At 64.9% G+C, this 21136-nt stretch carries 22 protein-coding genes; 13 read left to right on the top strand and 9 right to left on the bottom strand.

The genetic code is table 11. The features are described 5' to 3' along the window. Window positions 1-34 precede the first annotated feature (34 nt). Entirely contained in the window at window positions 35-511 is a 477-nt protein-coding gene (gene smpB / locus KIP89_RS05235) for an SsrA-binding protein SmpB (RefSeq protein ID WP_213754337.1), read from the top strand. A 67-nt stretch (window positions 512-578) separates the two neighbouring features. On the opposite strand, the gene efp is transcribed toward smpB, so the two are convergent. Further along, window positions 579-1148: an elongation factor P gene (gene efp / locus KIP89_RS05230; protein WP_213754336.1), complete on the bottom strand. Its 570-nt coding sequence runs from the start codon at window positions 1146-1148 to the stop codon at window positions 579-581. 124 nt (window positions 1149-1272) lie between these two features. Here efp and epmA point away from each other — a divergent pair, with 124 nt between their 5' ends. Next, window positions 1273-2316, top strand: a complete 1044-nt coding sequence (gene epmA / locus KIP89_RS05225) for an EF-P lysine aminoacylase EpmA (RefSeq protein WP_213754335.1) — start codon at window positions 1273-1275, stop codon at window positions 2314-2316. Window positions 2317-2331: 15 nt separating this feature from the next. Here the strand turns inward: epmA and KIP89_RS05220 are convergent, their stop codons facing one another. Together KIP89_RS05220 and KIP89_RS05215 are read right to left on the bottom strand one after the other, a co-directional pair. Beyond that, window positions 2332-2991: a uracil-DNA glycosylase gene (locus tag KIP89_RS05220; RefSeq protein ID WP_213754334.1), complete on the bottom strand. Its 660-nt coding sequence runs from the start codon at window positions 2989-2991 to the stop codon at window positions 2332-2334. A 5-nt stretch (window positions 2992-2996) separates the two neighbouring features. Then, complete coding sequence (locus KIP89_RS05215; protein WP_213754333.1) at window positions 2997-3614, bottom strand: LabA-like NYN domain-containing protein; 618 nt, start codon at window positions 3612-3614, stop codon at window positions 2997-2999. A gap of 259 nt (window positions 3615-3873) precedes the next feature. Between KIP89_RS05215 and rpoZ the strand changes: the two genes are divergently transcribed. The 10 genes from rpoZ to recO all read left to right on the top strand — a co-directional run bounded on the left by rpoZ (window position 3874) and on the right by recO (window position 12902). Next, window positions 3874-4263 carry a DNA-directed RNA polymerase subunit omega gene (gene rpoZ, locus KIP89_RS05210; protein WP_213754332.1) on the top strand — a complete coding sequence of 130 codons (390 nt, stop codon included), beginning with the start codon at window positions 3874-3876 and terminating at the stop codon, window positions 4261-4263. 155 nt (window positions 4264-4418) lie between these two features. After that, complete coding sequence (locus tag KIP89_RS05205) at window positions 4419-6623, top strand: RelA/SpoT family protein (protein WP_213754331.1); 2205 nt, start codon at window positions 4419-4421, stop codon at window positions 6621-6623. Window positions 6624-6914: 291 nt separating this feature from the next. After that, a complete protein-coding gene (locus KIP89_RS05200; RefSeq protein ID WP_213754330.1) occupies window positions 6915-7751 on the top strand; it encodes a transglutaminase-like domain-containing protein in 837 nt (278 codons plus the stop codon). Between the two features lie 78 nt (window positions 7752-7829). Then, window positions 7830-8423: an orotate phosphoribosyltransferase gene (gene pyrE / locus KIP89_RS05195; protein WP_213754329.1), complete on the top strand. Its 594-nt coding sequence runs from the start codon at window positions 7830-7832 to the stop codon at window positions 8421-8423. 4 nt (window positions 8424-8427) lie between these two features. Then, the gene (locus KIP89_RS05190; RefSeq protein WP_213754328.1) at window positions 8428-9201 is read left to right on the top strand and encodes a pyridoxine 5'-phosphate synthase; all 774 of its coding nucleotides are present in this window, start codon (window positions 8428-8430) and stop codon (window positions 9199-9201) included. Window positions 9202-9208: 7 nt separating this feature from the next. Next, window positions 9209-9619: a holo-ACP synthase gene (gene acpS, locus KIP89_RS05185; RefSeq protein WP_213754327.1), complete on the top strand. Its 411-nt coding sequence runs from the start codon at window positions 9209-9211 to the stop codon at window positions 9617-9619. A gap of 113 nt (window positions 9620-9732) precedes the next feature. Next, the gene (gene lepB / locus KIP89_RS05180; protein WP_213754326.1) at window positions 9733-10488 is read left to right on the top strand and encodes a signal peptidase I; all 756 of its coding nucleotides are present in this window, start codon (window positions 9733-9735) and stop codon (window positions 10486-10488) included. Further along, window positions 10485-11216: a ribonuclease III gene (gene rnc / locus KIP89_RS05175; RefSeq protein WP_213754523.1), complete on the top strand. Its 732-nt coding sequence runs from the start codon at window positions 10485-10487 to the stop codon at window positions 11214-11216. Before lepB ends, rnc begins: the two co-directional genes overlap by 4 nt. Continuing rightward, complete coding sequence (gene era / locus KIP89_RS05170; RefSeq protein ID WP_213754325.1) at window positions 11213-12157, top strand: GTPase Era; 945 nt, start codon at window positions 11213-11215, stop codon at window positions 12155-12157. Before rnc ends, era begins: the two co-directional genes overlap by 4 nt. A gap of 16 nt (window positions 12158-12173) precedes the next feature. Then, window positions 12174-12902 carry a DNA repair protein RecO gene (gene recO / locus KIP89_RS05165; protein ID WP_213754324.1) on the top strand — a complete coding sequence of 243 codons (729 nt, stop codon included), beginning with the start codon at window positions 12174-12176 and terminating at the stop codon, window positions 12900-12902. On the opposite strand, the gene KIP89_RS05160 is transcribed toward recO, so the two are convergent. Further along, window positions 12896-13099 carry a hypothetical protein gene (locus tag KIP89_RS05160; RefSeq protein WP_213754323.1) on the bottom strand — a complete coding sequence of 68 codons (204 nt, stop codon included), beginning with the start codon at window positions 13097-13099 and terminating at the stop codon, window positions 12896-12898. The two genes, recO and KIP89_RS05160, sit on opposite strands and share 7 nt — an antisense overlap. A gap of 416 nt (window positions 13100-13515) precedes the next feature. On the opposite strand from KIP89_RS05160, the gene parC reads away from it, so the two are divergent. After that, window positions 13516-15747 carry a DNA topoisomerase IV subunit A gene (gene parC / locus KIP89_RS05155; RefSeq protein WP_213754322.1) on the top strand — a complete coding sequence of 744 codons (2232 nt, stop codon included), beginning with the start codon at window positions 13516-13518 and terminating at the stop codon, window positions 15745-15747. A gap of 27 nt (window positions 15748-15774) precedes the next feature. Here the strand turns inward: parC and KIP89_RS05150 are convergent, their stop codons facing one another. From KIP89_RS05150 to hemB, 5 genes are all read right to left on the bottom strand, one after another. Then, window positions 15775-16524, bottom strand: coding sequence for an arginyltransferase (locus KIP89_RS05150; RefSeq protein ID WP_213754321.1), 750 nt, complete (start codon window positions 16522-16524; stop codon window positions 15775-15777). A gap of 85 nt (window positions 16525-16609) precedes the next feature. Beyond that, window positions 16610-17143, bottom strand: a complete 534-nt coding sequence (locus KIP89_RS05145) for an RDD family protein (protein WP_213754320.1) — start codon at window positions 17141-17143, stop codon at window positions 16610-16612. Between the two features lie 67 nt (window positions 17144-17210). Then, the gene (locus tag KIP89_RS05140) at window positions 17211-18437 is read right to left on the bottom strand and encodes a threonine ammonia-lyase (RefSeq protein WP_213754319.1); all 1227 of its coding nucleotides are present in this window, start codon (window positions 18435-18437) and stop codon (window positions 17211-17213) included. A gap of 8 nt (window positions 18438-18445) precedes the next feature. Next, the gene (locus KIP89_RS05135; RefSeq protein WP_250152199.1) at window positions 18446-19879 is read right to left on the bottom strand and encodes a branched-chain amino acid ABC transporter permease; all 1434 of its coding nucleotides are present in this window, start codon (window positions 19877-19879) and stop codon (window positions 18446-18448) included. An 8-nt stretch (window positions 19880-19887) separates the two neighbouring features. After that, window positions 19888-20949, bottom strand: a complete 1062-nt coding sequence (gene hemB / locus KIP89_RS05130) for a porphobilinogen synthase (protein ID WP_213754318.1) — start codon at window positions 20947-20949, stop codon at window positions 19888-19890. Window positions 20950-21136: the final 187 nt, after the last annotated feature.

Below are 21136 nucleotides of genomic sequence, written 5' to 3'. Positions count from 1 at the left end.
AACGGGGCAGGCGCTCCGTTCCGGAGCGAGAGCAATGGCCGAGAAGAAGAAAGAACTTCCCCGCAAGGTGGTGGCCGACAATCGCCGGGCTCGTTTCGATTTCGAGATCGGGGAGGTATTTGAGGCGGGCATCGCTCTCAGTGGCACCGAGGTGAAGAGCCTGCGCGAGGGCAGGGCGACCGTGGCGGAGAGCTATGTTTCCGCCAAGACCGGCGAAGCCATCCTCTACAATTCCTTCATCCCGGAATATCTGCAGGCCAACCGCTTCAACCATGAGCCGCGGCGCCCGCGCAAGCTGCTGTTGCAGAAGCGGCAGATCGCCCGCCTCTGGCAGGCGGTCGAGCGCGAGGGCATGACGGTCGTGCCGCTGAAGATCTATTTCAACGAGCAGGGCCGCGCGAAGATCGAGATTGCCGTCGCGCGCGGCCGCAAGGCGCATGACAAGCGCGAGGCGCTGAAGGAAAAAGACTGGGCCCGCGACAAGCAGCGGCTCATGCGCGATCGCGGCTGATTCAGCTCAGAAAACAAGAAAAGCCCGGCACTTGGCCGGGCTTTTTGATTCGCGGCATCAGGACAGGTCAGTCCTTGGCGCGCTCGACATAAGAGCCATCCGAGGTCATGACCACGATCCGGGTGCCGACCGCGATATGCGGAGGAACGGCCGAACGCACGCCGTTGGAAAGAATCGCGGGCTTATAGGAGGAGGAGGCGGTCTGCCCCTTCATCGCCGGCTCGGTTTCGACCACTTCGAGGACCACGCGCTGCGGCAGCTCGATGGCAATGGCATTGCCCTCATGCACCGACAGCATCACCTGCATGCTTTCCTGCAGATAGGGGGACTGGTCGCCGATCACGTCCGGAGAGACGGCCACCTGATCGTAATTTTCCGGGTTCATGAAGTGATAGCCCTCACCGTCCGAATACAGGAAGGTGTAGGGGCGATCCTCCACATGGGCGCGCTCCACCTGCTCGGTGGTGCGGTAGCGCTCGGAGACCTTCACCCCGTCCGAGATGCGGCGCATGTCGATCTGCGTCACCGGCGTGCCCTTGCCGGGATGAATGTTCTCGGCGGTGAGCACGACATAGAGCTTGCCGTCGATGTCGAGAACGGCACCCTTGCGTAGGGTGCTGGCGATGACCTTGACCATAGAGGTCCTCTGGCTGTTGGGTGCGCCGCATCGCGCGGAGGCACCGGGGGATTCCATTTGGCGCCTCCTATACAAGCGCGACCGTCATCCGCCAACCCCGCCCGCCTGCGCCGGAGCCCGTTCCATGTCGCTTCCCGTCTCGCCCTGGTGGACGCCGCAGATCCATGCCGACCGGCGCCCCTTCCTGATCGCGCGTCAGCGGGTGCAGGCGGCGCTGCGCGGCTTCTTTGCCGAACGCGGCTTCATCGAGGTCGAGACCCCGATCCTCCAGCTCTCACCCGGCAATGAGATCCATCTCAAGGCCTTCGCCACCGAGCTGGAGGCGCCGGACGGCACGCGCGCGCCGCGCTATCTGCATACCTCGCCGGAATTCACGGCGAAGAAGCTGCTCGCGGCGGGGGAGGACAAGCTGTTCACCTTCGCCCGCGTGTTTCGTAATGGCGAGCGGACAACGCTGCACCATCCCGAGTTCACCATGCTGGAATGGTACCGCGCGGGTGAGACTTATGAGGTGCTGATGGAGGATTGCGCCGGCATCCTCGCGGCGGCGGCGCGGGCGATGGGATCGTCGATCTTCCGATTCGCCGGCCGGGAGTGCGATGTGAGCCTCCCACCGGAACGGCTGACCGTTGCCGAGGCTTTCACGCGTTTTGCCGGCATCGACCTGATGGCCAGCGTCGATGTTGCCGGCAATGATCGGGATGGACTCTGGCAGGCGGCGCGGGCCGCTGGCATCCGCGTGGCTGAAGATGACAATTGGGCGGATGTCTTTACGCGCGTCATGGTCGAGAAGATCGAGCCCTTTCTGGGGCTGGGGCGCCCCACCATCCTGTGCGAATATCCGATCTCCGAAGCTGCACTCGCCCGCCCGAAACCGGGTGACCCGCGCGTGGCAGAACGCTTTGAGCTTTATGTCTGTGCGGTTGAACTCGCCAACGCCTTTGGCGAGCTGACCGACGCAGCCGAGCAGCGCCGCCGTTTCGATGGCTGGATGGACGAAAAGGAGCGCATCTATGGCGACCGCTACCCGATCGACGAGGATTTCCTGGCCGCGCTCGCCGTCATGCCAGAGGCCTCGGGTATTGCGCTCGGCTTTGACCGGCTGGCGATGCTGGCGAGCGGCGCCCGGCGCATCGAGGATGTGCTGTGGGCACCCGTGGCGCCCTAAGGCGGCTGCGAGAGGTCAGTCGAGCGTGTCGATATGGGCGCGCACGCGGGCGAAGACGGCGTGGAACATCTCCGTCGTCAGTACCCCGGTATTCGTGTTGTAGCGGGAGCAGTGGTAGCTGTCGAACAGCAGGACATCGCCCAACCGATGCACCGCACCATGGGCGAATTTGAAGTGCGACAGCTTGTGACCATGCGCGGCGAGCACCTGATCATGGGCGATCTTGCCCAGTGCGACGATGGCTCCAAGACGTGGCAGTTGGGCGAGCGTGGCGGACAGAAAAGGCCGACAGGTCCGCATCTCCTCGGTCGTCGGCTTGTTTTCGGGCGGCACGCACCGCACCGCATTGGTCAGCCGGGCATCCCTGAGGCGGAGCGAATCGTCCGCTCGCGCCTCAAACACGCCGGTCGCGAAGCCGAATGTGATGAGCGTGGAATAGAGCAGTTCGCCGGCATAGTCGCCGGTGAAGGGGCGCCCGGTACGATTTGCCCCGCGCAGGCCCGGCGCCAGCCCGACGATGAGCAGCCGCCCGTCCTCGCGACCGAAGGACGGCACGGGCGCGTTGTGCCAGCCGGGCTCGGCGGCGCGCCAATGCTCGCGGAAAGCCATCAGACGCGGACAATAGGGGCAGTCATGCGAAGGTTCGGGCGATGCCGGGGCGGGTGTCGCCGTCATGGCGGTCAATTGTCGCTGAGATCGTCATCCGGGCCCGGTGCGGGGGAGCGCCGCTCCAGGAAGCGCGGCGGCTCCTGCATGCGGCCCGAACGCTCGGCAGGATCGCGGCCGACGCGGGACTGAAGGTCCACGAGGTCGATGAACACATCCGCCTGGCGCCGCAGTTCGTCGGCGATCATCGAAGGCTGCGTGTGCATGGTGGAGACGACCGTGACCCGCACGCCCTTGCGCTGGATCGCCTCGACCAGCGAGCGGAAGTCGCCATCGCCGGAGAAGATCACGATATGGTCGACATGGCCGGCGAGTTCCATGGCGCTGACAGCCAGCTCGATATCCATGTTGCCGCGAACCCGGCGCCGGCCCTGACTGTCGGTGAATTCCCTCGCCGGCTTGGTGACGACGGAATACCCATTGTAATCCAGCCAGTCGAGCAGCGGGCGGATGGAGGAATACTCGGTGTCCTCAACCAGTGTGGTGTAATAAAACGCGCGAAGAACATAGCCGCGCGTCTGGAATTCCTTCAAAAGTCGCTTGTAGTCGATATCGAAGCCGAGAGATTTGGTTGCCGAATAAAGGTTGGCGCCGTCAATGAACAGGGCGGTTTTTTCCATGCCTTGAACCATAGTGATGCAATACCTGAACGTTTGAAATGCAAAGGGCTCGATCCAGGGTCGCTATGCCGCGAGGTTGGATCGGCTACCTACTCATATCCCATTTGTGGCGAGGTCGGGACAATGGCGCGCTCTGCCCCCCATTTTCGCGCCTGAGCGGCAGCTGAGGCCTGGCGGTCCAGCGCCAAACATCGGCGGCCGCTCTTGCCCTTCATGGTGCATTAGTTTATGGCACGGCACTTCATCTATCCACCGACAGGAGTGCCGAGGCATGGCTCGCGTCACCGTCGAGGATTGCATCGACAAGGTCGACAATCGCTTCGAACTCGTTCTTCTCGCGGGCCATCGTGCCCGCATGATTGCGTCGGGCTCTCCGATCACCATTGATCGCGACAACGACAAGAACCCTGTGGTCGCCCTGCGCGAGATCGCCGATCAGACGATTTCGCCGGAAGACCTCAAGGAAGACCTGATCCACTCGCTCCAGAAGTTCACCGAGGTGGACGAGCCGGAGCCCGAGACGGTTCCGATGATCGCCTCCAGCGCCTCCCACGGCGCCGATGATTCCGATGTCATGCTCGACCGCATGACCGAAGAAGAGTTGCTGGCCGGCCTCCAGGGCCTCGTGCCGCCGGAGCCGAGCGACGACGACGAGGGCTGAGGCCCGCCTCATCCTATCTGAACGGCCCGGCCTCGTGCCGGGCCGTTTACGTTTCGGCCTCCATATCGGCGGGCGCGGCTTGCCTCGCCGGGTGTGGAGGGCAATATCTAGCCTGTCGGGCCGTTTGCCCGTCTCATCTCGCGAGTAGCCCTGTCATGATGCGGCAGTACGAGCTCGTCGAGCGCGTCCGCCGGTACAATCCCAACACCGACGAGGCGCTGCTTGATCGGGCCTACGTCTATGCGATGCGCGCTCACGGTACGCAGAAGCGTGCCTCGGGCGATCCCTATTTCTCGCATCCGCTCGAAGTCGCCGCGATCCTGACCGACCTGAAGCTCGACGATGCGACCATCGTCGCGGCGCTGCTGCACGACACGATCGAGGATACCGACACCACCCGCGACGAAATCGACCGCATATTCGGGCCGCAGATCGGCGCGCTGGTCGAGGGTCTCACCAAGATCAAGAAGCTCGATCTCGTCTCCAAACAGGCGAAACAGGCCGAGAACCTCCGCAAGCTGCTGCTGGCGATCGCCGACGATGTGCGTGTGCTTCTCGTCAAGCTCGCCGACCGATTGCACAATATGCGCACCCTCAAATGGGTGCCGGAGGAAAAGCGCAACCGCGTCGCCCAGGAGACGCTGGACATCTACGCGCCGCTTGCCGGGCGCATGGGCATGCACGACATGCGTGAGGAGCTGGAGGATCTCTCCTTCCGCCAGCTTTCGTCCGAGGCCTATGATTCGATCCTCAGCCGCCTTCAGGCGCTCAAGGAGAACAATGGCGAGCTTGTTGCCTCGATTGAGCGGGAATTGTCCGAGGCGATCACGCAGAAGGGCATCGCCGCGACGGTGAAGGGGCGGGAGAAGCGCCCTTATTCCATCTGGCGCAAGATGGAGTTGAAGTCGGTCGCCTTCGAGCAGCTCTCGGATATTTACGGCTTCCGCATCCTCGTCGATACGCTTGAGCAGTGCTACGGCGCGCTGGGCATCGTCCATACCAAGTGGCCGCTCGTACCCGGCCGCTTCAAGGACTACATCTCGACGCCCAAGCAGAACGACTACCGCTCGATTCACACCACCGTCGTGGGTCCCGGCCGCCAGCGCGTCGAACTGCAGATCCGCACCCGGCAGATGCACGAGATCGCCGAATACGGCATTGCCGCTCACGCGCTTTACAAGGATGCGTCGGGGCCGGTCGATCCGACGACCCGCGACTCTAGCGCCTATGCCTGGTTGCGGCGGACCATCGAATTGCTGGCGGAGGGCTCCAGCCCCGAGGAATTCCTCGAACACACCAAGCTCGAGCTTTTCCACGATCAGGTCTTCTGCTTCACGCCGAAGGGCCGCCTCATCATCCTGCCGCGGCGCGCGACGCCCATTGACTTCGCCTATGCCGTTCACACCGGTGTCGGTGATCGTGCGGTCGGCGCCAAGGTCAATGGCCGCGTCTCGCCCCTGGTATCCGAACTGCACAATGGCGACGAGGTGGAGATCATCACCGCCGCCGGGCAGACGCCTCCGGCGGCGTGGGAATCCATCGTCGTCACCGGCAAGGCGCGTGCCGCCATTCGCCGGGCGACGCGGGCCGCCGTGCGCGCTCAATATGCGGGCCTCGGGCGGAAGATCGTCGAACGCGCGGTCGCCCGCGCCGGCAAGGTGTTTTCGGAGGAAAAGCTGGCGTCGGCCGTGGGGCGGCTTGCGCGCACCTCGCTCGAAGACGTTTACGCCGCCGTGGGCCGGAGCGAGATGCGCGCGGATGACGTCGTGAAGGCGCTTCACCCGGAATGGACGGGTCCGCGGCCGGAGGAGCGCGCCGCGCCGGCGGGCGAAGGCTGGTTCGAACTCGATCAGGGCCAGAGCCTCAAATTCAAGATTCCGGGAATCGAGAGCGATCCCGACCCGCAGACGGCGATTCCGATCCGGGGCATCAATCGGGAACTGCCGGTGCGCTTCGCGCCGAACGGCGGGGCCGTGCCGGGCGATCGGATCGTCGGTATTCTCACCGCAGGCGAGGGCATCACCGTCTATCCGATCCAGTCTCCGGCTCTGCAGGACTATGAGGAGGAGCCCGAACGCTGGCTGGACGTGCGCTGGGATGTCGACGAAGACAACCCGCAACGCTTTCCGGTACAGATCGTGGTTGTGGCAACCAACGAGCCCGGTTCACTGGCGCAGATCGCGCAGGTGATCGGCGAGCGCGACGGCAATATCGACAATGTCCGTATGTCCTCGCGCTCGGCGGACTTTACGCGTATTGTCATCGACATCGGCGTCTATGATCTCCGCCACCTCAATGGCATCATCGCGGACCTTCGCGCTCGGGCTGTCGTTTCCAGCGTGGAGCGTGTGAACGGCTGATCGGAACCGCCTCGGGTGCTCAGCGTTGTCGCAGCACGAATTGCCGACAGCGCGAGGAAGTGCCGATGGTCGCCGAACAGTTCAAGGGAACTTTGCTCATTCTTTCGGGCGGTGCCCGAGAGTTATGGGGTCGCGCCATGCGCGACGTCGCCGTTCAGGTTCATGGTCGGATGGAGCAACTCTCCGGCCGGGCCGTTCTCGCTTGCGTACGCGCGCGCTCGTGCGCCTCTACCCGTCCCGGCGGGACTTTCTGACCCACGTCATCTCGTTCCGACGCCAAGGAGGGCCGCCATGCGGATCCGTTACGGTTATCGCATCGCGCTCGAATGCGCGGCACCCATGGCAGCCAGTTTTGCCATCGACATTCACCCGGATCGTCATTCCGACATCGTGGTCGAGTCGGCTCTGCTGATGAGGACGCAGGACGGCCGAGATGTCCCCTATCGGCGTGCCAGCGACCTGTTCGGAAATGTGCGCCAGCGCGCGCTGTTACCCCCGGGGCGAACCCTCATCGAGCGTCATGGTGTGATCGAGGATAGCGGCCAGCATGATCGCGTCGTGCCCTCGGCAGTCCAGACGGCGGTTATCGACCTGCCCGAGGAGGCGATGGGCTATCTCCTGCCCAGCCGCTACTGCGAGAGCGACCTGCTGGGACTGGAAGCCTGGAACAGGTTCGGCAATGTGCCGGAGGGGTGGGCCCGCGTGCAGGCGATCTGCGACTTCGTGCACGGTCACATCAGTTTTGGCTATGGCTATGCCGATTGCACCCGCACCGCCGCCGGTGGGCTGCGCGAGGGGCGGGGAGTGTGCCGGGACTTCGCCCATCTTGCCGTTGCCCTGTGCCGCGCCATGAATATTCCGGCGCGTTACTGCACCGGCTATCTCGGCGATATTGGCGTGCCGCTGGACCCGGCGCCGATGGATTTCAGCGCCTGGTTCGAGGCCTATCTTGACGGTGTCTGGTACAGTTTCGACGCGCGCCACAACAGGCCCCGGATCGGTCGCATCGTCATGGCGCGCGGGCGCGACGCGGCCGATGTGCCGATCGTGTCCACCTTCGGGCCCCATGGCCTGGCCGGGTTCGAGGTGTGGACCGAAGAACTCGGTGCCGAGCGGGTCGCCGCCTGATCGAAGGGTCGGGCGGTGACGTCGGCTGTCGGATCGGTTATCACCGCCGCACGATCAAAACGACCTGCGGGCACCGAGATGACACAAGACGAGGTTCTGGCCGAATTCCGCGACGCCGGCGCGCTGCTCCACGGGCACTTCATCCTGTCGTCGGGTCTGCGCAGCCCGGTGTTCCTGCAGAAGATGTTTATCTTCCAGGATCCCGTGCGCACCGAGCGGCTGTGCCGGGCGCTGGCCGAGAAGGCCGAAGCGGCCTTCGGCAAGATCGACTATGTCGTCTCCCCCGCCGTCGGCGGCATCGTTCCCGGCTATGAAACCGCCCGCCAGCTCGGCGCCAAGGCGGTGTTCGTCGAGCGCGAGGACGGCAAGTTCCAGCTTCGTCGCGGCTTTACAATCCCCGAGGACGCCAAGGTGCTGATGGTCGAAGACATCGTCACCACCGGCCTGTCCTCGCGCGAATGCCTCGCCTCCATCGCTGAGCATACCAAGAATGTCGTCGGCGCGGCCTGCCTGATCGACCGCTCCAACGGCAAGGCCGATCTCGGCGTGAAGCTGGTGGCGCTCTGCAAGCTCGACATCCCCGCCTATCCCGCCGACGCGCTGCCGCCGGAACTCGCGGCGCTGCCGCCGGTCAAGCCGGGCAGCCGCGCCATTCAGGGCGTGAAGGGTTGAGCCGATGACCCGCATCGTGCCGCCGCTGCGCCTCGGCGTGAATATCGACCACGTCGCCACGGTGCGAAATGCGCGGGGTGGGTCGCTTCCCGATCCTGTGCGCGCGGCGCAACTCGCCTGCGCCTCGGGAGCCGACGGCATCACCGCCCATCTGCGTGAGGATCGCCGCCATATCCGTGACGCGGACATGAGGCGTCTGCGCGAAGTCCTTCTCGTGCCCCTCAATTTCGAGATGGCTGCTACGGATGACATGGTCGCGCTCGCGACCGAGTTGCGTCCCCATGCCTGCTGCCTCGTGCCCGAGCGGCGCGAGGAGCGCACGACCGAAGGCGGGCTGGATGTAATTGGCGGCGGTATCGAACTGGCGCACAAGCTGGAAAAACTGGCCAAGGCTGGCATCCGCGTTTCGCTGTTCATCGCCCCGGACGCTGACCAGATCGCCCGCGCGGCGGATATCGGCGCGGCGGTCATCGAGCTGCATACTGGCGCTTGGTGCGATCTGCTGGCCGAGCGCCGCAACGATGAGGCCGCTCTCGAATTCGAACGTCTGGCGCACGCTGCCAGAGAGGGAGCTCGCCTGGGGCTGGAAATCCATGCCGGCCACGGGCTCGATTATTCGACGGCGGAGACCATCGCGGCGCTGCCGGAGGTTCGTGAACTCAATATCGGGCATTTTCTGATCGGCGAGGCGATCTTCGACGGGCTTGAAGGTGCCGTCCGGCATATGCGCGTGGCCATGGCGCGCGGCCGGGCTGCCGGCCGCCCCGTGGCAGCATGAGACCCGCATGATCATTGGCATAGGCTCCGACATCACAGACGCCCGCCGCGTCGCCGAAGTGTTGGAACGGCATGGCGAGCGTTTTCTCGAACGGGTGTTCACGCCTGTCGAGCGGGCCAAGTCCGAACGGCGGGCCCGGCGTGCGGAAAGCTACGCCAAGCGTTTCGCCGCCAAGGAGGCCTGCGCCAAGGCGCTCGGCACCGGGCTGGCCCAGGGCGTGTTCTGGCGGGACATGGGCGTGGTCAACCTGCCCTCGGGCCAGCCGACCATGGAACTCACCGGCGGGGCGCGCGAGCGACTTGACGCGATTACCCCTGCCGGGTGCGTGGCCCGGATCGATCTTACCATCACGGATGACGGTCCGATCGCCCAGGCCTTTGTCATCATCAGCGCGGTTCCGAAGGGCACGGGCGAATGACGGCCGGGAAGCTCCTGACATCGTGACTGGGCCGCGTTGCCGCCGCGGCGGCGAGCGGCTATAGGAGCCCACGGCCGGCGGGGCTTGTGCCGCGCCCCGCAGCGGAAAGCGACATGACCTCGACCACCGAACCGAAGAAGCAGGAAGGCGGCCTTGGCGAAACCGTCAAGGTGATCCTCCAGGCGTTTCTGATCGCCATCATCATCCGCACCTTTCTGTTCCAGCCCTTCAACATCCCTTCGGGCTCGATGAAGGAGACACTGCTGGTCGGCGACTATCTATTCGTGTCGAAGTTCAGCTACGGCTACAGCCGTTTCTCCTTTCCGTTCTCGCCACCGCTATTTAGCGGTCGCCTGCTCGGCTCCACGCCGAACCGCGGAGACGTGGTGGTGTTCAAGCTGCCGCGCGATGAGAGCACGGACTACATCAAGCGGGTGATTGGCCTGCCCGGCGACGAGATCCAGATGATCGACGGCGTCCTGCACATCAACGGCCAGCCGGTGAAGCGCGAGGATGCGGGTTACTGGATGGATGATGAGGGCGGCGGTCGGGTGCAGCGTGTGAAACGCTGGACTGAAACCCTGCCGAACGGTGTCAGCTATTACACGCTCGACCTCGTCGAAAATGGCTTCTACGACAACACCCCGGTCTACAAGGTGCCGCCGGATCATTATTTCATGATGGGCGACAACCGTGACAACTCGACCGATAGTCGGGTGCTCAGTCAGGTCGGCTATGTGCCCTATGACAACCTGATCGGCCGTGCCCAGGTCATCTTCTTCTCGGTGAAGGAAGGCGATGCGGCCTGGCAGTTCTGGAAATGGCCCTGGACGGTCCGTTGGGACCGGCTGTTCTCCTTCGTGCGATGACGCGCGCAAACCGCCAGAACGCGCGCACCGCGGCCGACGAGGCCGGTCTGGAGAAGCTCGAAGAATCGCTTGGCCACAGCTTCAAGGATCGCGCCCATCTGCTGCTGGCGCTGACCCATATCAGCGCGGTTACCGGTGTGCAGGGGTCGCGGGCGCGGGTGCGCTCCTATCAGCGGCTTGAGTTTCTCGGCGACCATGTCCTCGGCCTCGTTGTCTCGGACATGCTCTACCGCGCCTTTCCCAACGCCGAGGAAGGCGAACTATCACGGCGGCTGGCCGACCTTGTCTGCGAGGAGAGCTGCGCCGCGGTCGCCGCCGCTATCGATATCGGTCCGCATATTCGGCTTGGCGCCGGTGAAGACCGGGCCGGCGGGCGGGCGCGCGTGGCGATTCTGGCCGATATCGCCGAGGCTGTTCTCGCCGCCGTGTATCTCGACGGTGGTTTTGCGGCAGCGGAGGCCATGGTCGAGCGGTTCTGGCGGCCGCGGCTGCAAATGCCGGGCGGCTCGGCGCGGGACCCCAAGACGGCGCTTCAGGAATGGGCCCAGGCGCGTGGTCTGCCGCCTCCTACCTACCGGCTGGTGGACCGCTCCGGTCCGGACCATAATCCGCAATTCCGCATAGCGGTCGAACTCCCCGGCTTCGATCCGGTGGAAGCGGCCGGCTCCTCGAAACAGATTGCGCAGAAGGCCGCAGCATCGGCCTTTCTCGAACAGGTTGATTCATGAACGACGTGGCCGATAACGGCATGGCCCCACAGGGTATGGCCGAAAACACCCGCTGCGGTTTCGTTGCCCTGATCGGGGCACCCAATGCGGGCAAATCGACGCTGACCAACGCGCTGGTCGGCACCAAGGTCTCGATCGTCTCCCACAAGGTGCAGACGACGCGCTCGCTGGTGCGCGGCATCGCCCTGGAAGGCGCGACGCAGATCATACTCGTCGACACACCCGGCATTTTCGCGCCCAAGCGCCGGCTTGAGAAGGCGATGGTGCGCTCCGCCTGGAGCGGTGCGGGTGACGCGGATGCGGTCGTGCTGCTGATCGACGCCCGTGTCGGAGTGACCGAGGAGGTCGCCGCGATCATTCGTGGGCTTATTGACGTAAGGCGCCCACGCGCGATCCTGCTCAACAAGATCGACCTGGTGAAGCGTGAGGAACTCCTGGAACTCGCCGCCTCCATTGCCGATAAGATCAGCTTCGACCGGCTGTTCATGGTTTCGGCGCTGACCGGTGATGGCCTCGCCGATCTGCGGAACTGGCTCGCCCAGACCCTTCCCCTCGGCCCCTGGCTCTACCCGGAAGACCAGATTTCCGATGCGCCGATGCGGATGCTCGCGTCCGAGATCACCCGCGAAAAACTCTTCCATCGGCTCCATGAGGAACTGCCCTATCGCTCCACGGTCGAGACCGACTCCTGGCAGGAGCGCAAGGACGGTTCGGTGCGGATCGAGCAGACGATCTTCGTCGAGCGCGAGAGCCAGCGGAAGATCGTGCTCGGCAAGGGTGGCGAGACGATCAAGGCCATCTCGACCGGCGCCCGGCGCGAAATCTCCGAGATTCTCGAACAGCCGGTGCATCTGTTCCTTTTCGTGAAGGTGCGGGAGAACTGGGCGGACGATCCCGAGCGTTACCGCGAAATGGGCCTCGAATTCCCGAGTTCGGACTGAGACGGGCAGGGCGCCCATGGAATGGACCGATGAGGGCATCATTCTGGGCGTGCGGCGGCTTGGTGAGGCCAATGCCATCGTCGAACTGATGACGGCCGCCCATGGCCGCCATCTCGGCATCGTGCGGGGCGGGGGCTCGCGCCGTCAGGCATCCAATCTTCAGCAGGGCAATGGCGTGCGCGCGGTATGGCGTGCGCGCCTCGACGAGCATCTCGGCAGCTATGCGCTGGAGGTCACGACCGCCCGCGCGGACCGGATGATGGCGCATGCCCATGCTGCCTTCGCCTTGAGCCATCTCGGCGAACTGTTGCGGCTGCTGCCCGAGCGCGATCCCCATCCCGAGCTTCATGCGGCGCTGGCGACCATCGTCGATCATCTCGAGCACAAGCCGCTGGTCGGCATGATGATCGCGCGGTTCGAACTGATGATGCTGGCCGAACTGGGGTTTGGCCTTGATCTCGCCGCCTGTGCGGCGACCGGAGGTCGCAACGACCTGCTCTATGTCTCGCCAAAGTCGGGCAGGGCAGTCAGCCGCGCGGCGGGTGAACCCTGGCGCACTCAGCTTTTCAACCTACCCTATTTTCTTATGGCTGAAGTCGCGGAACCGCCCGCGCGCGAGGATATCCAGGCCGGCCTGTTGCTGACCGGCTATTTCCTCGAACGACGGGTGTTTGAGCCTCGCGCGTTGCCGATGCCGGCGTCACGCGAGGCGCTGATTGCAACCCTCATGCGCACGGATCAGTAGATCGGCGTGGTGAAGGTCGGGTCCGCGTAATAACGGCCATTGGCGAAATAACGCCGACCGATCCATACCGGCGTGCAGCTTGGCGCCTGCAACATCACCGTCCGACCGTTACGGTCGCGCCGGAGATAGGTTCGCTCCCGGCAGACATTCTGCCAGGCAATGAGCGTCGGCACGGTGCCCGCGCCTATTTCCGGCATGGTCGTTGCTATCGGAGCGGCCTGAGCCGAAACGACAAATCCGCATGTGGCGATTGCAACTCCAAGGACAAGCTTAAGCTGTCTCATGGCGTCCTCCTACTTTTCTTATGGCCGTAACATTACCGCGTTAGGGCGAAAAAAGCGATAAATTACAACGATTTTCGAAACATTCATTTGCTTCGGGAACTGAAACCGATGCGAAACCGGGGATTGCAGTCGCCGCCCCTATCCCCTTGATTTTCATCGACAGGCGCCGGATGTGAAATGATCGAAACCGCGCGACGCAGATCAGCTATGCAGAATCGGAAATGAGACATTATGTCTCATCCTCTCCCGGGGTGGCTTGGAGAAGCCAGTTGGGGACGGTCGCCCGTTCATGTCTTGTTCCCGTCGCTGGTTCCTTGTAGCCATATCTCATGGGAGAGGGACCAATTCCGACCGACAGCGGTGCGATCGAGCCGATCGGGCTGAAGGCGGCGCTCGAGGAGCGCTACCTCGCCTATGCGCTCTCCACCATCATGCACCGGGCGCTGCCGGACGCGCGCGATGGTCTCAAGCCTGTCCATCGGCGTATTTTGTACGGCATGCGTCTGCTACGGCTCGATCCTGGCGGCGGCTTCCGTAAGAGCGCGAAGATCGTCGGCGACGTGATGGGTTCGTTCCATCCGCACGGCAACATGGCGATTTACGATGCCATGGTCCGTCTCGCGCAGGACTTTTCACAGCGTTACCCGCTGGTCGACGGCCAGGGCAATTTCGGCAACATCGACGGCGATAACGCGGCGGCCGAACGGTATACCGAGGCGCGGCTGACCGAAGTCGCGCGGCTGATCCTCGACGGCATCGACGAGGACGCCGTTGATTTCCGTCCGAACTATGATGGCACGACCGAAGAACCGGTCGTCATGCCCGGTGCCTTCCCGAACCTTCTGGCCAATGGCTCGACCGGCATCGCCGTCGGCATGGCGACCTCGATCCCGCCGCACAACGCGGCCGAGTTGATCGACGCCAGCCTGCATCTGATCGAGAACCCGCACGCCACGACGGATGATCTGCTGCGCTTCGTGAAAGGGCCGGATTTCCCCACCGGCGGCGTCATCATCGAAGCACCGTCCTCCATTGCCGATGCCTATGCCACCGGCCGGGGCGGCTTCCGCCTGCGCGCGCGCTGGCACAAGGAAGAGACCGGGCGCGGCACCTACATCATCGTCGTCACCGAGATTCCTTATGGCGTGCCCAAATCGCGCCTCGTCGAGAAGATCGCGGACCTCCTCAACGAGAAGAAGCTGCCGCTTCTCGCCGATGTGCGTGACGAATCGGCGGAAGATGTCCGCCTCGTGCTGGAGCCGCGCGCGCGGGGCGTCGACGCCGAATTGCTGATGGAAAGCCTGTTCCGGGTGACGGAACTGGAAGTCCGTTTTCCGCTCAACATGAACGTCCTGGTCGGCGGCCAGGTGCCCAAGGTGGTGAGCCTGCTCGAGGCGCTGCGGGAATGGGTCGACCATCGCCGCGATGTACTGCTGCGCCGCTCCCGTCATCGCCTCGGCCAGATCGAGCACCGGCTGGAAGTGCTTGGCGGCTATCTGATCGCCTATCTCAATCTCGACGAGGTGATCCGCATCATCCGCGAGGAGGATGAGCCCAAGCCGGAACTGATGAAGCGGTTCGAGCTCAGCGATGTTCAGGCCGAAGCGATCCTGAACATGCGCCTGCGCTCGCTGCGTCGGCTTGAGGAATTCGAAATCCGCAAGGAGCACGACGCGCTGTCCAAGGAGAAGGACGGGCTGGAAAAGCTGCTCGATTCGGACGCGCGCCAGTGGAAGGCCGTCGCTGGCCAGCTTGGTGAGGTCCGCAAGATGTTCGGACCGGAAACGGCAATCGGGCGCCGTCGGACCAGCTTCGGCGAAGCGGCGGCGCATGGCGCGGATGCCGTGATCGAGGCGCTGGTCGAGCGCGAGCCGATCACCGTCGTGGTCTCCGAAAAGGGGTGGATCCGTGCGCTGAAGGGCCATGTGAGCGACCTGTCCGCGCTCACCTTCAAGGGCGACGATAAGCTGAAGATCAGCTTCTTCACCGAGACGACGTCGAAGCTGCTGATCTTTGCCACCAATGGGCGTTTCTACACGCTGGAGGCTTCCAAGCTGCCCGGTGGGCGCGGCCATGGCGAACCCATGCGCCTGTCGATCGACCTCGAACAGGAAGCCGATATTGTCGATGTGCGGCCCTATCAGAGCGGTCGCAAGCTGCTGGTGACCGCCAAGGAAGGACGGGGCTTTCTCGTCGCCGAGGATGATTGCGTCGCCAATACCCGCAAGGGCAAGCAGGTTCTTGGCGTTGACGGGCAGGAGGCCTGCAAGGTGGTGCCCGCCCTCGGCGACACGGTCGCGGTGATCGGCGAAAACCGCAAGCTGCTCGTCTTCCCGCTCGCGCAGATCCCGGAAATGACGCGCGGACGCGGCGTGCGGCTCCAGCGTTACAAGGATGGCGCCATGAGCGACGTGAAGGTCTTCAGCGCGGCCGAAGGCCTGACCTGGACCGATACGTCTGGCCGCACATGGACGGTATCGGACCTCACGGAGTGGCGCGGCGAGCGGGCCAGCGCCGGCCGGCTGCCGCCCAAGGGTTTTCCCCGCAACAACAGGTTCTGACCCTTAGTCTTCGGTGAGTGAGGCGCCTCACGCGTCCACGCGTTCCCAGCCATTCGGCATGAGCCGCTCCTGGGGCAGGAAGCGGCGCTTGTAGTCCATTTTCGCTGATCCATCGACCCAATAGCCCAGATAGACATAGGCCAACCCCATGGCCTTGGCCTTGCTGACATGGTCGAGGATCATGAAGGTGCCGATGGACCGCGCGGCCTCGTCCGGCTCGTAGAACGAATAGACCATGGAAAGTCCGTCCGCGAGCACGTCAGACAGCGCCACCGCATAGAGTGCCCCCTGGCCGCGGCCATGCACCGCCGTGCCGGGACCGCGGCGGCGATACTCGATCAGCCGCGTGCGCACATGGCTGTCCTCGATCATCATCGCGTAATCGAGCACCGTCATGTCGGCCATGCCGCCATCGCTGTGCCGGCTGTCGAGATAGGCGCGGAAAAGCGAGTATTGCTCGGCCGTTGGAACGGCGGCGCGCATGTCACCGATGAGGTCGGCATTGGCCTGCCGCACGCGGCGGAAGGAACGGGTCTCCTCGAACTCATCGACGCAGATGCGCACGGAGACGCAGGCGCGGCACTGCTCGCAGGCGGGCCGGTAGGCGATGGACTGCGAACGGCGGAAGCCACCATGGGTCAGCACGTCGTTCAGCTGCGTCGCCCGCTCGCCGACCAGATGCGTGAATACCTTCCTCTCCTCCCGGCCCGGCAGATACGGGCAGGGCGAGGGAGCGGTAAGATAGAACTGCGGTGTGTCGCGCGGATGTTCGGTCACGGCTCGTTCACGCTCTGGTCGACATCAGATTGCCAGAGCCGCGCGGCGCGTCAAACTCCGTAAATCAAACCGCCTTCACAAGCACTCAACCGCGCCAGCCGCGCAGGGCTCCCGCGCGCTCGTCGTTGTTCGTGACCACCGTGCCAAGCACGAGATCGTGGAGGAGGCGGCGGCGGGGGTTTAGCAGGGGGACGATGAGGACCAGCGGGGTCAGGACGCTCATGAAAACCCAGAACAGCACCACGCTGAGCACGGCGAGGAGGCTGGTCATCGGCGTGCCGTCCCATTGCCGCATCTCGATCTCCATCGCCCGCATGCCGAGCGTGGCCGAGCGCGGGCCGCCCAGCGTCAGGCCGCTATAGACGATGGCCCAGATGAAGAAGCCGGGGCTGAGCAGGCCGAACAGGAACCAGCCAAGGCCCAGCGTGACGAAGCCGAACAGAAAGATGAACACCGCCGCGGCGCCGACGGGGGCACAGATCACCACGGCGTCGATCAGAAAGGCGACCATCCGCCGCCCGAGCACGCCCCGGAAATATTCCGGTTCCTGAAGCGGATCAAAGGCATAGGGCAGGGGTTGATCGTAACCGGGGCCACCACGAAGGGGAGCGTCGGACATGCGTTTTCCTCCAACGCCTCATAAAATGGGCAGGCAGGCGCGCCGCGGCAAGGCCGCGGGACGCGCATTAGCCGCCCGTACGCCAGTCCACCCGCACCACCTGCATGCCGTTGGCGATGAGCTGGCGATAGACTTCGTCGGCATGGGCGCGGTCGCGGGTTTCGACCGTCACGTCGAGGCGGGCGCCCTTAGCGTGGACGTCGAGGAAGTGGCGTTTGTGCTCCACTTCCAGGATGTTGGCGCCGAGCTGGCCGAGCAGGGTGGAGATGAGGCCGAGTTCGCCGGGGCGGTCGAGCATGGAGAAGCGGAAGGAGACGATGCGCTCCTCGCGCTCCAGCTCACGCATCATGATCGAGGCGACGATGCGCGGGTCGATATTGCCGCCGGAAACGATGAGGCCGACATTGCGCCCGCGATAACGCTCGGGATCGGCCAGCAGCGCCGCAAGGCCCGCCGCGCCGGCGCCTTCCGACAGCGTTTTCTGCTGCGTCAGGAACAGGTTGACGGCGCGCTCGATGGTCGGCTCGTCCACCAGCACGACATCGGAGACCAGCGCCGAGACGATCTCGCGGGTCAGCGTGCCGGCCTGCTTTACCGCGATACCCTCGGCCAGCGTCGCGCCCTCGCAGGGCAGGTTTTCCTGATGCAGCGCGTTCCACATCGAGGGGTAGAGCGCGGTCTCGACGCCCACCACCTCAAGGCTCGGCCGCATGGCCCGCGCGGCGACCGCCATGCCCGAGAGCATGCCGCCGCCGCCGACCGGCACCAGCATCGCGTCGAGCTCCGGGGCGTCCTCGATCATCTCGGCGGCGATGGAGCCCTGCCCGGCAATAACGTGAGCATCGTCATAGGGATGCACCCAGACGAGATGCTCGTCGCGGGAGATGCGGTCGGCCTCCACGCTGGCATCGGCCACCGACTCGCCGTGCAGCACGACGCGCGCGCCATGCGCCTCGGTGGCGGCAACCTTCACCATCGGCGTGTGCTTCGGCATCACGATGGTGGCGCGAATACCGAGTCGCGCGGCGTGGTAAGCCACGGCCTGCGCGTGGTTTCCCGCCGACATGGCGACCACGCCGGCCGCACGTTCGGCGGCAGAGAGGCTGGAAAGCTTCACCAGCGCGCCGCGCTCCTTGAAGCTCGCGGTGACCTGAAGATTCTCGTATTTCACGAAGACATGGGCGCCCGTAATCGCCGACAGGCGCGGCGCCGGCAGCGTGGGCGTGCGCAGCACCGCGCCAGCCAGCAAGGTCCTTGCGGCGGCGACGTCGGCGGGAGTGACGGGCAAAGTCATGAAATTACTCAGTATTCTCGCGGCGTCTGCGCCGCACGATTGAGGAGACCACCGGGCCGCATGATGAGAAAAGCGACCAGAAGCGCGTAGGTTACCACGTCCCGATACGCAATATCGAAGGCCGAGGACCACCCGGTTTCGACGGCGGCGACAAGGGCAGCGCCGAGAAAGGCGCCGGGTACCGAGCCAATGCCGCCGATAACCGCCGAAATCAAGGCTTTGAGCGTGATTGAGAGGCCGTCGCCGGGTGAAATCGTACCAAAAGCGATCACAATCACGCCGCCGGCCAGTCCCGCCGCCGCGCCGGCGAGGAGAAAGGTTCGCGCGCGCAGGCCCGGCACGTTGATGCCGAGCATTGCCGCCATCAGCGGATCCTGCGCATGGGCACGCCAGAAAAGGCCGAAGCGGGAGAAGGCCATGATGCCGAGCAGCAGCGAAATTCCGGTCAGGGCGAGCCCGCCGGCGAGTAACTGGGCGGGCGTGGCGGTCGCGATAAAGCCCTCGTGACCGGCGATGTAGAGAGGGCGATTCAACAATGCCGGCAACCAGTTGACACGATCGGCTGATGTTAGACGCAAAAGCTCGGCGAACGCCACGGCGAGGCCAATGGTGGCGATGAGCACGGGCTGGGGCGAGCTTGTGCGGGTCGCCAGCGGCACCACCACCAGCCGGCCGACCACCCAACTCACCAGCGCCGCGCCACCTATGCCGGCGAGCAAGGCGAGTGTGAGGGCGAGCGGTCCCAGCCGCCCGACATCGCTGGCGACGCCGACCGCGATCAGCATGTAAACGCCTGCAATAACAGCGATTTCGCCGAAGGCCAGGTTGATCCGGCCGAGCAGGCCATGGACCAGCGAGAAGCCGGTGGCGATGAGTCCGTAGACCCCGGCCATGACCAGACCGCCGAGGCCCTGCTGAAGCCAGTAGGCGGCGCGCGGATTGAGCCGGAAAAAGGCCCGAGCGGCCGCGCCGGGTTGTGCGTCCTCAAGCCACCAACGTTTTAAAATCAATAACTTGATGTCGCTCAGGCTGCCCCGGTCGGTGTCCACCGCGATGAGATTGAACCGCCCCGCGCCGGTCTGCGCGGCGAAGGTGCAGATCAGCCAGTGCGGCGTCTGCCCCCGTTCGCTGCGGGTGCGGTAGGTGTATTTCAGCGCGGTCGGCGCGCCGGGAACGGGAACGAGAGCATTTTCAATGACTTCCAGCCGCTCGTCATGCAGCGCGGGGGCGACGGCGCGGCAGAGACGGGCCTGGTCGGCGTCAACCACCGAGCCGCAGCCGGCCAGCACAAGCAGGCCCGTCAGCAGGATAAAAAGCCGCGCCGCCGGGCGGCGTGTCAGTGCAGTGAGGTGGACGATCAGGCCAATGAGGCCAGTCAGACGCGCCGGGCGCACCGGCGCGGCGGGAAAGCCGCCGACGCCTGCCTGCGTGCACCCGGCCAAGGTGCGGCTCAGCCCTTCCGGGCGAGCTTCTCGGCCACGCGCGGGGCGAAATAGGTGAGGATGCCATCGGCGCCGGCGCGCTTGAAGGCCATCAGGCTCTCCATCATCGCCTTCTCGCCGTCGAGCCAGCCATTGCGGGCGGCGGCCTCGATCATCGCGTACTCGCCGGACACCTGATAGGCGAAGGTCGGCAGGCCGAAGGCCTCCTTCAGCCGGTAGACGATGTCGAGATAGGGCAGGCCGGGCTTGACCATCAGCATGTCCGCGCCCTCCTCGATATCCAGCGCCGCCTCCCGCAGGGCCTCCATGCCGTTGGCCGGGTCCATCTGGTAGGTGAGCTTGTCGCCCTTCAGACAGCCGGAGGAGCCGACCGCGTCGCGGAACGGGCCGTAGAAGGCGGAGGCGTATTTCGCGCTGTAGGCGAGGATCTGCGCGTCGAGATGGCCGGAGGCGTCGAGCGCGCGGCGGATGGCGCCGACGCGGCCATCCATCATGTCGGATGGGGCGATGATGTCGGCGCCGGCATCGGCCTGCACCAGCGCCTGCTCGACCAGAACGGCGACCGTCTCGTCATTGAGGATGCGGCCGTCGCTGGACAGCAGGCCGTCATGGCCGTGGCTGGTATAGGGGTCGAGCGCGACATCGGTGATGAGGCCGATCTCCGGCACTTCGTTCTTGATGGCGCGCAGGGTGCGGCAGACCAGATTGTCGCGGTTAAGCGCCTCGCGCCCGTCGGCGGTGCGCAGCTCGGGATCGGTGTAGGGAAAAAGCGCAATGGCCGGGATGCCCAACGCGGCGGCACGAGCGGCCTCGCGCACGGCTTCGTCGACGGTGAGACGGTCGACGCCCGGCATGGAGCCGACCGGGGTGCGGGCCTCGCTGCCATCCATCACGAAGATCGGCCAGATCAGGTCGGCGACGGTGAGGGTGTTCTCGCGCAGCAACTCGCGGGCCCAGCCCGCCTTGCGGTTGCGGCGGGGGCGCTGCACCAGATCCAGCTTCGACGACACGTCCGGGCGGCCCGAGGGCTCGGGGAAGGCAGGGCGCGGACGGGCGAAGGGGATTGTCATGAGCGGGTCTCACCAATCAGTTTCGAATGCTTATAACGTCATATGGTCGTCAAGGCGACATGTTCAGCCGGGCGATTGCGTATGCGACCGGCATTCCGCCACAGGTCATGTTGACGCGGCAGGCACCCCGGCGTGGCCTCTCACCCTGGCGCGGCGGGCTTGCGGCGGGCTTTCGCGCTCCCGCCAT

This window comes from Ancylobacter radicis (assembly GCF_018449475.1).
In the GTDB taxonomy this organism is placed as follows: Bacteria; Pseudomonadota; Alphaproteobacteria; order Rhizobiales; family Xanthobacteraceae; genus Ancylobacter; species Ancylobacter radicis.
Note: the sequence above shows the minus strand (reverse complement) of the source record. Positions and strands in the feature narration are given on the sequence as shown.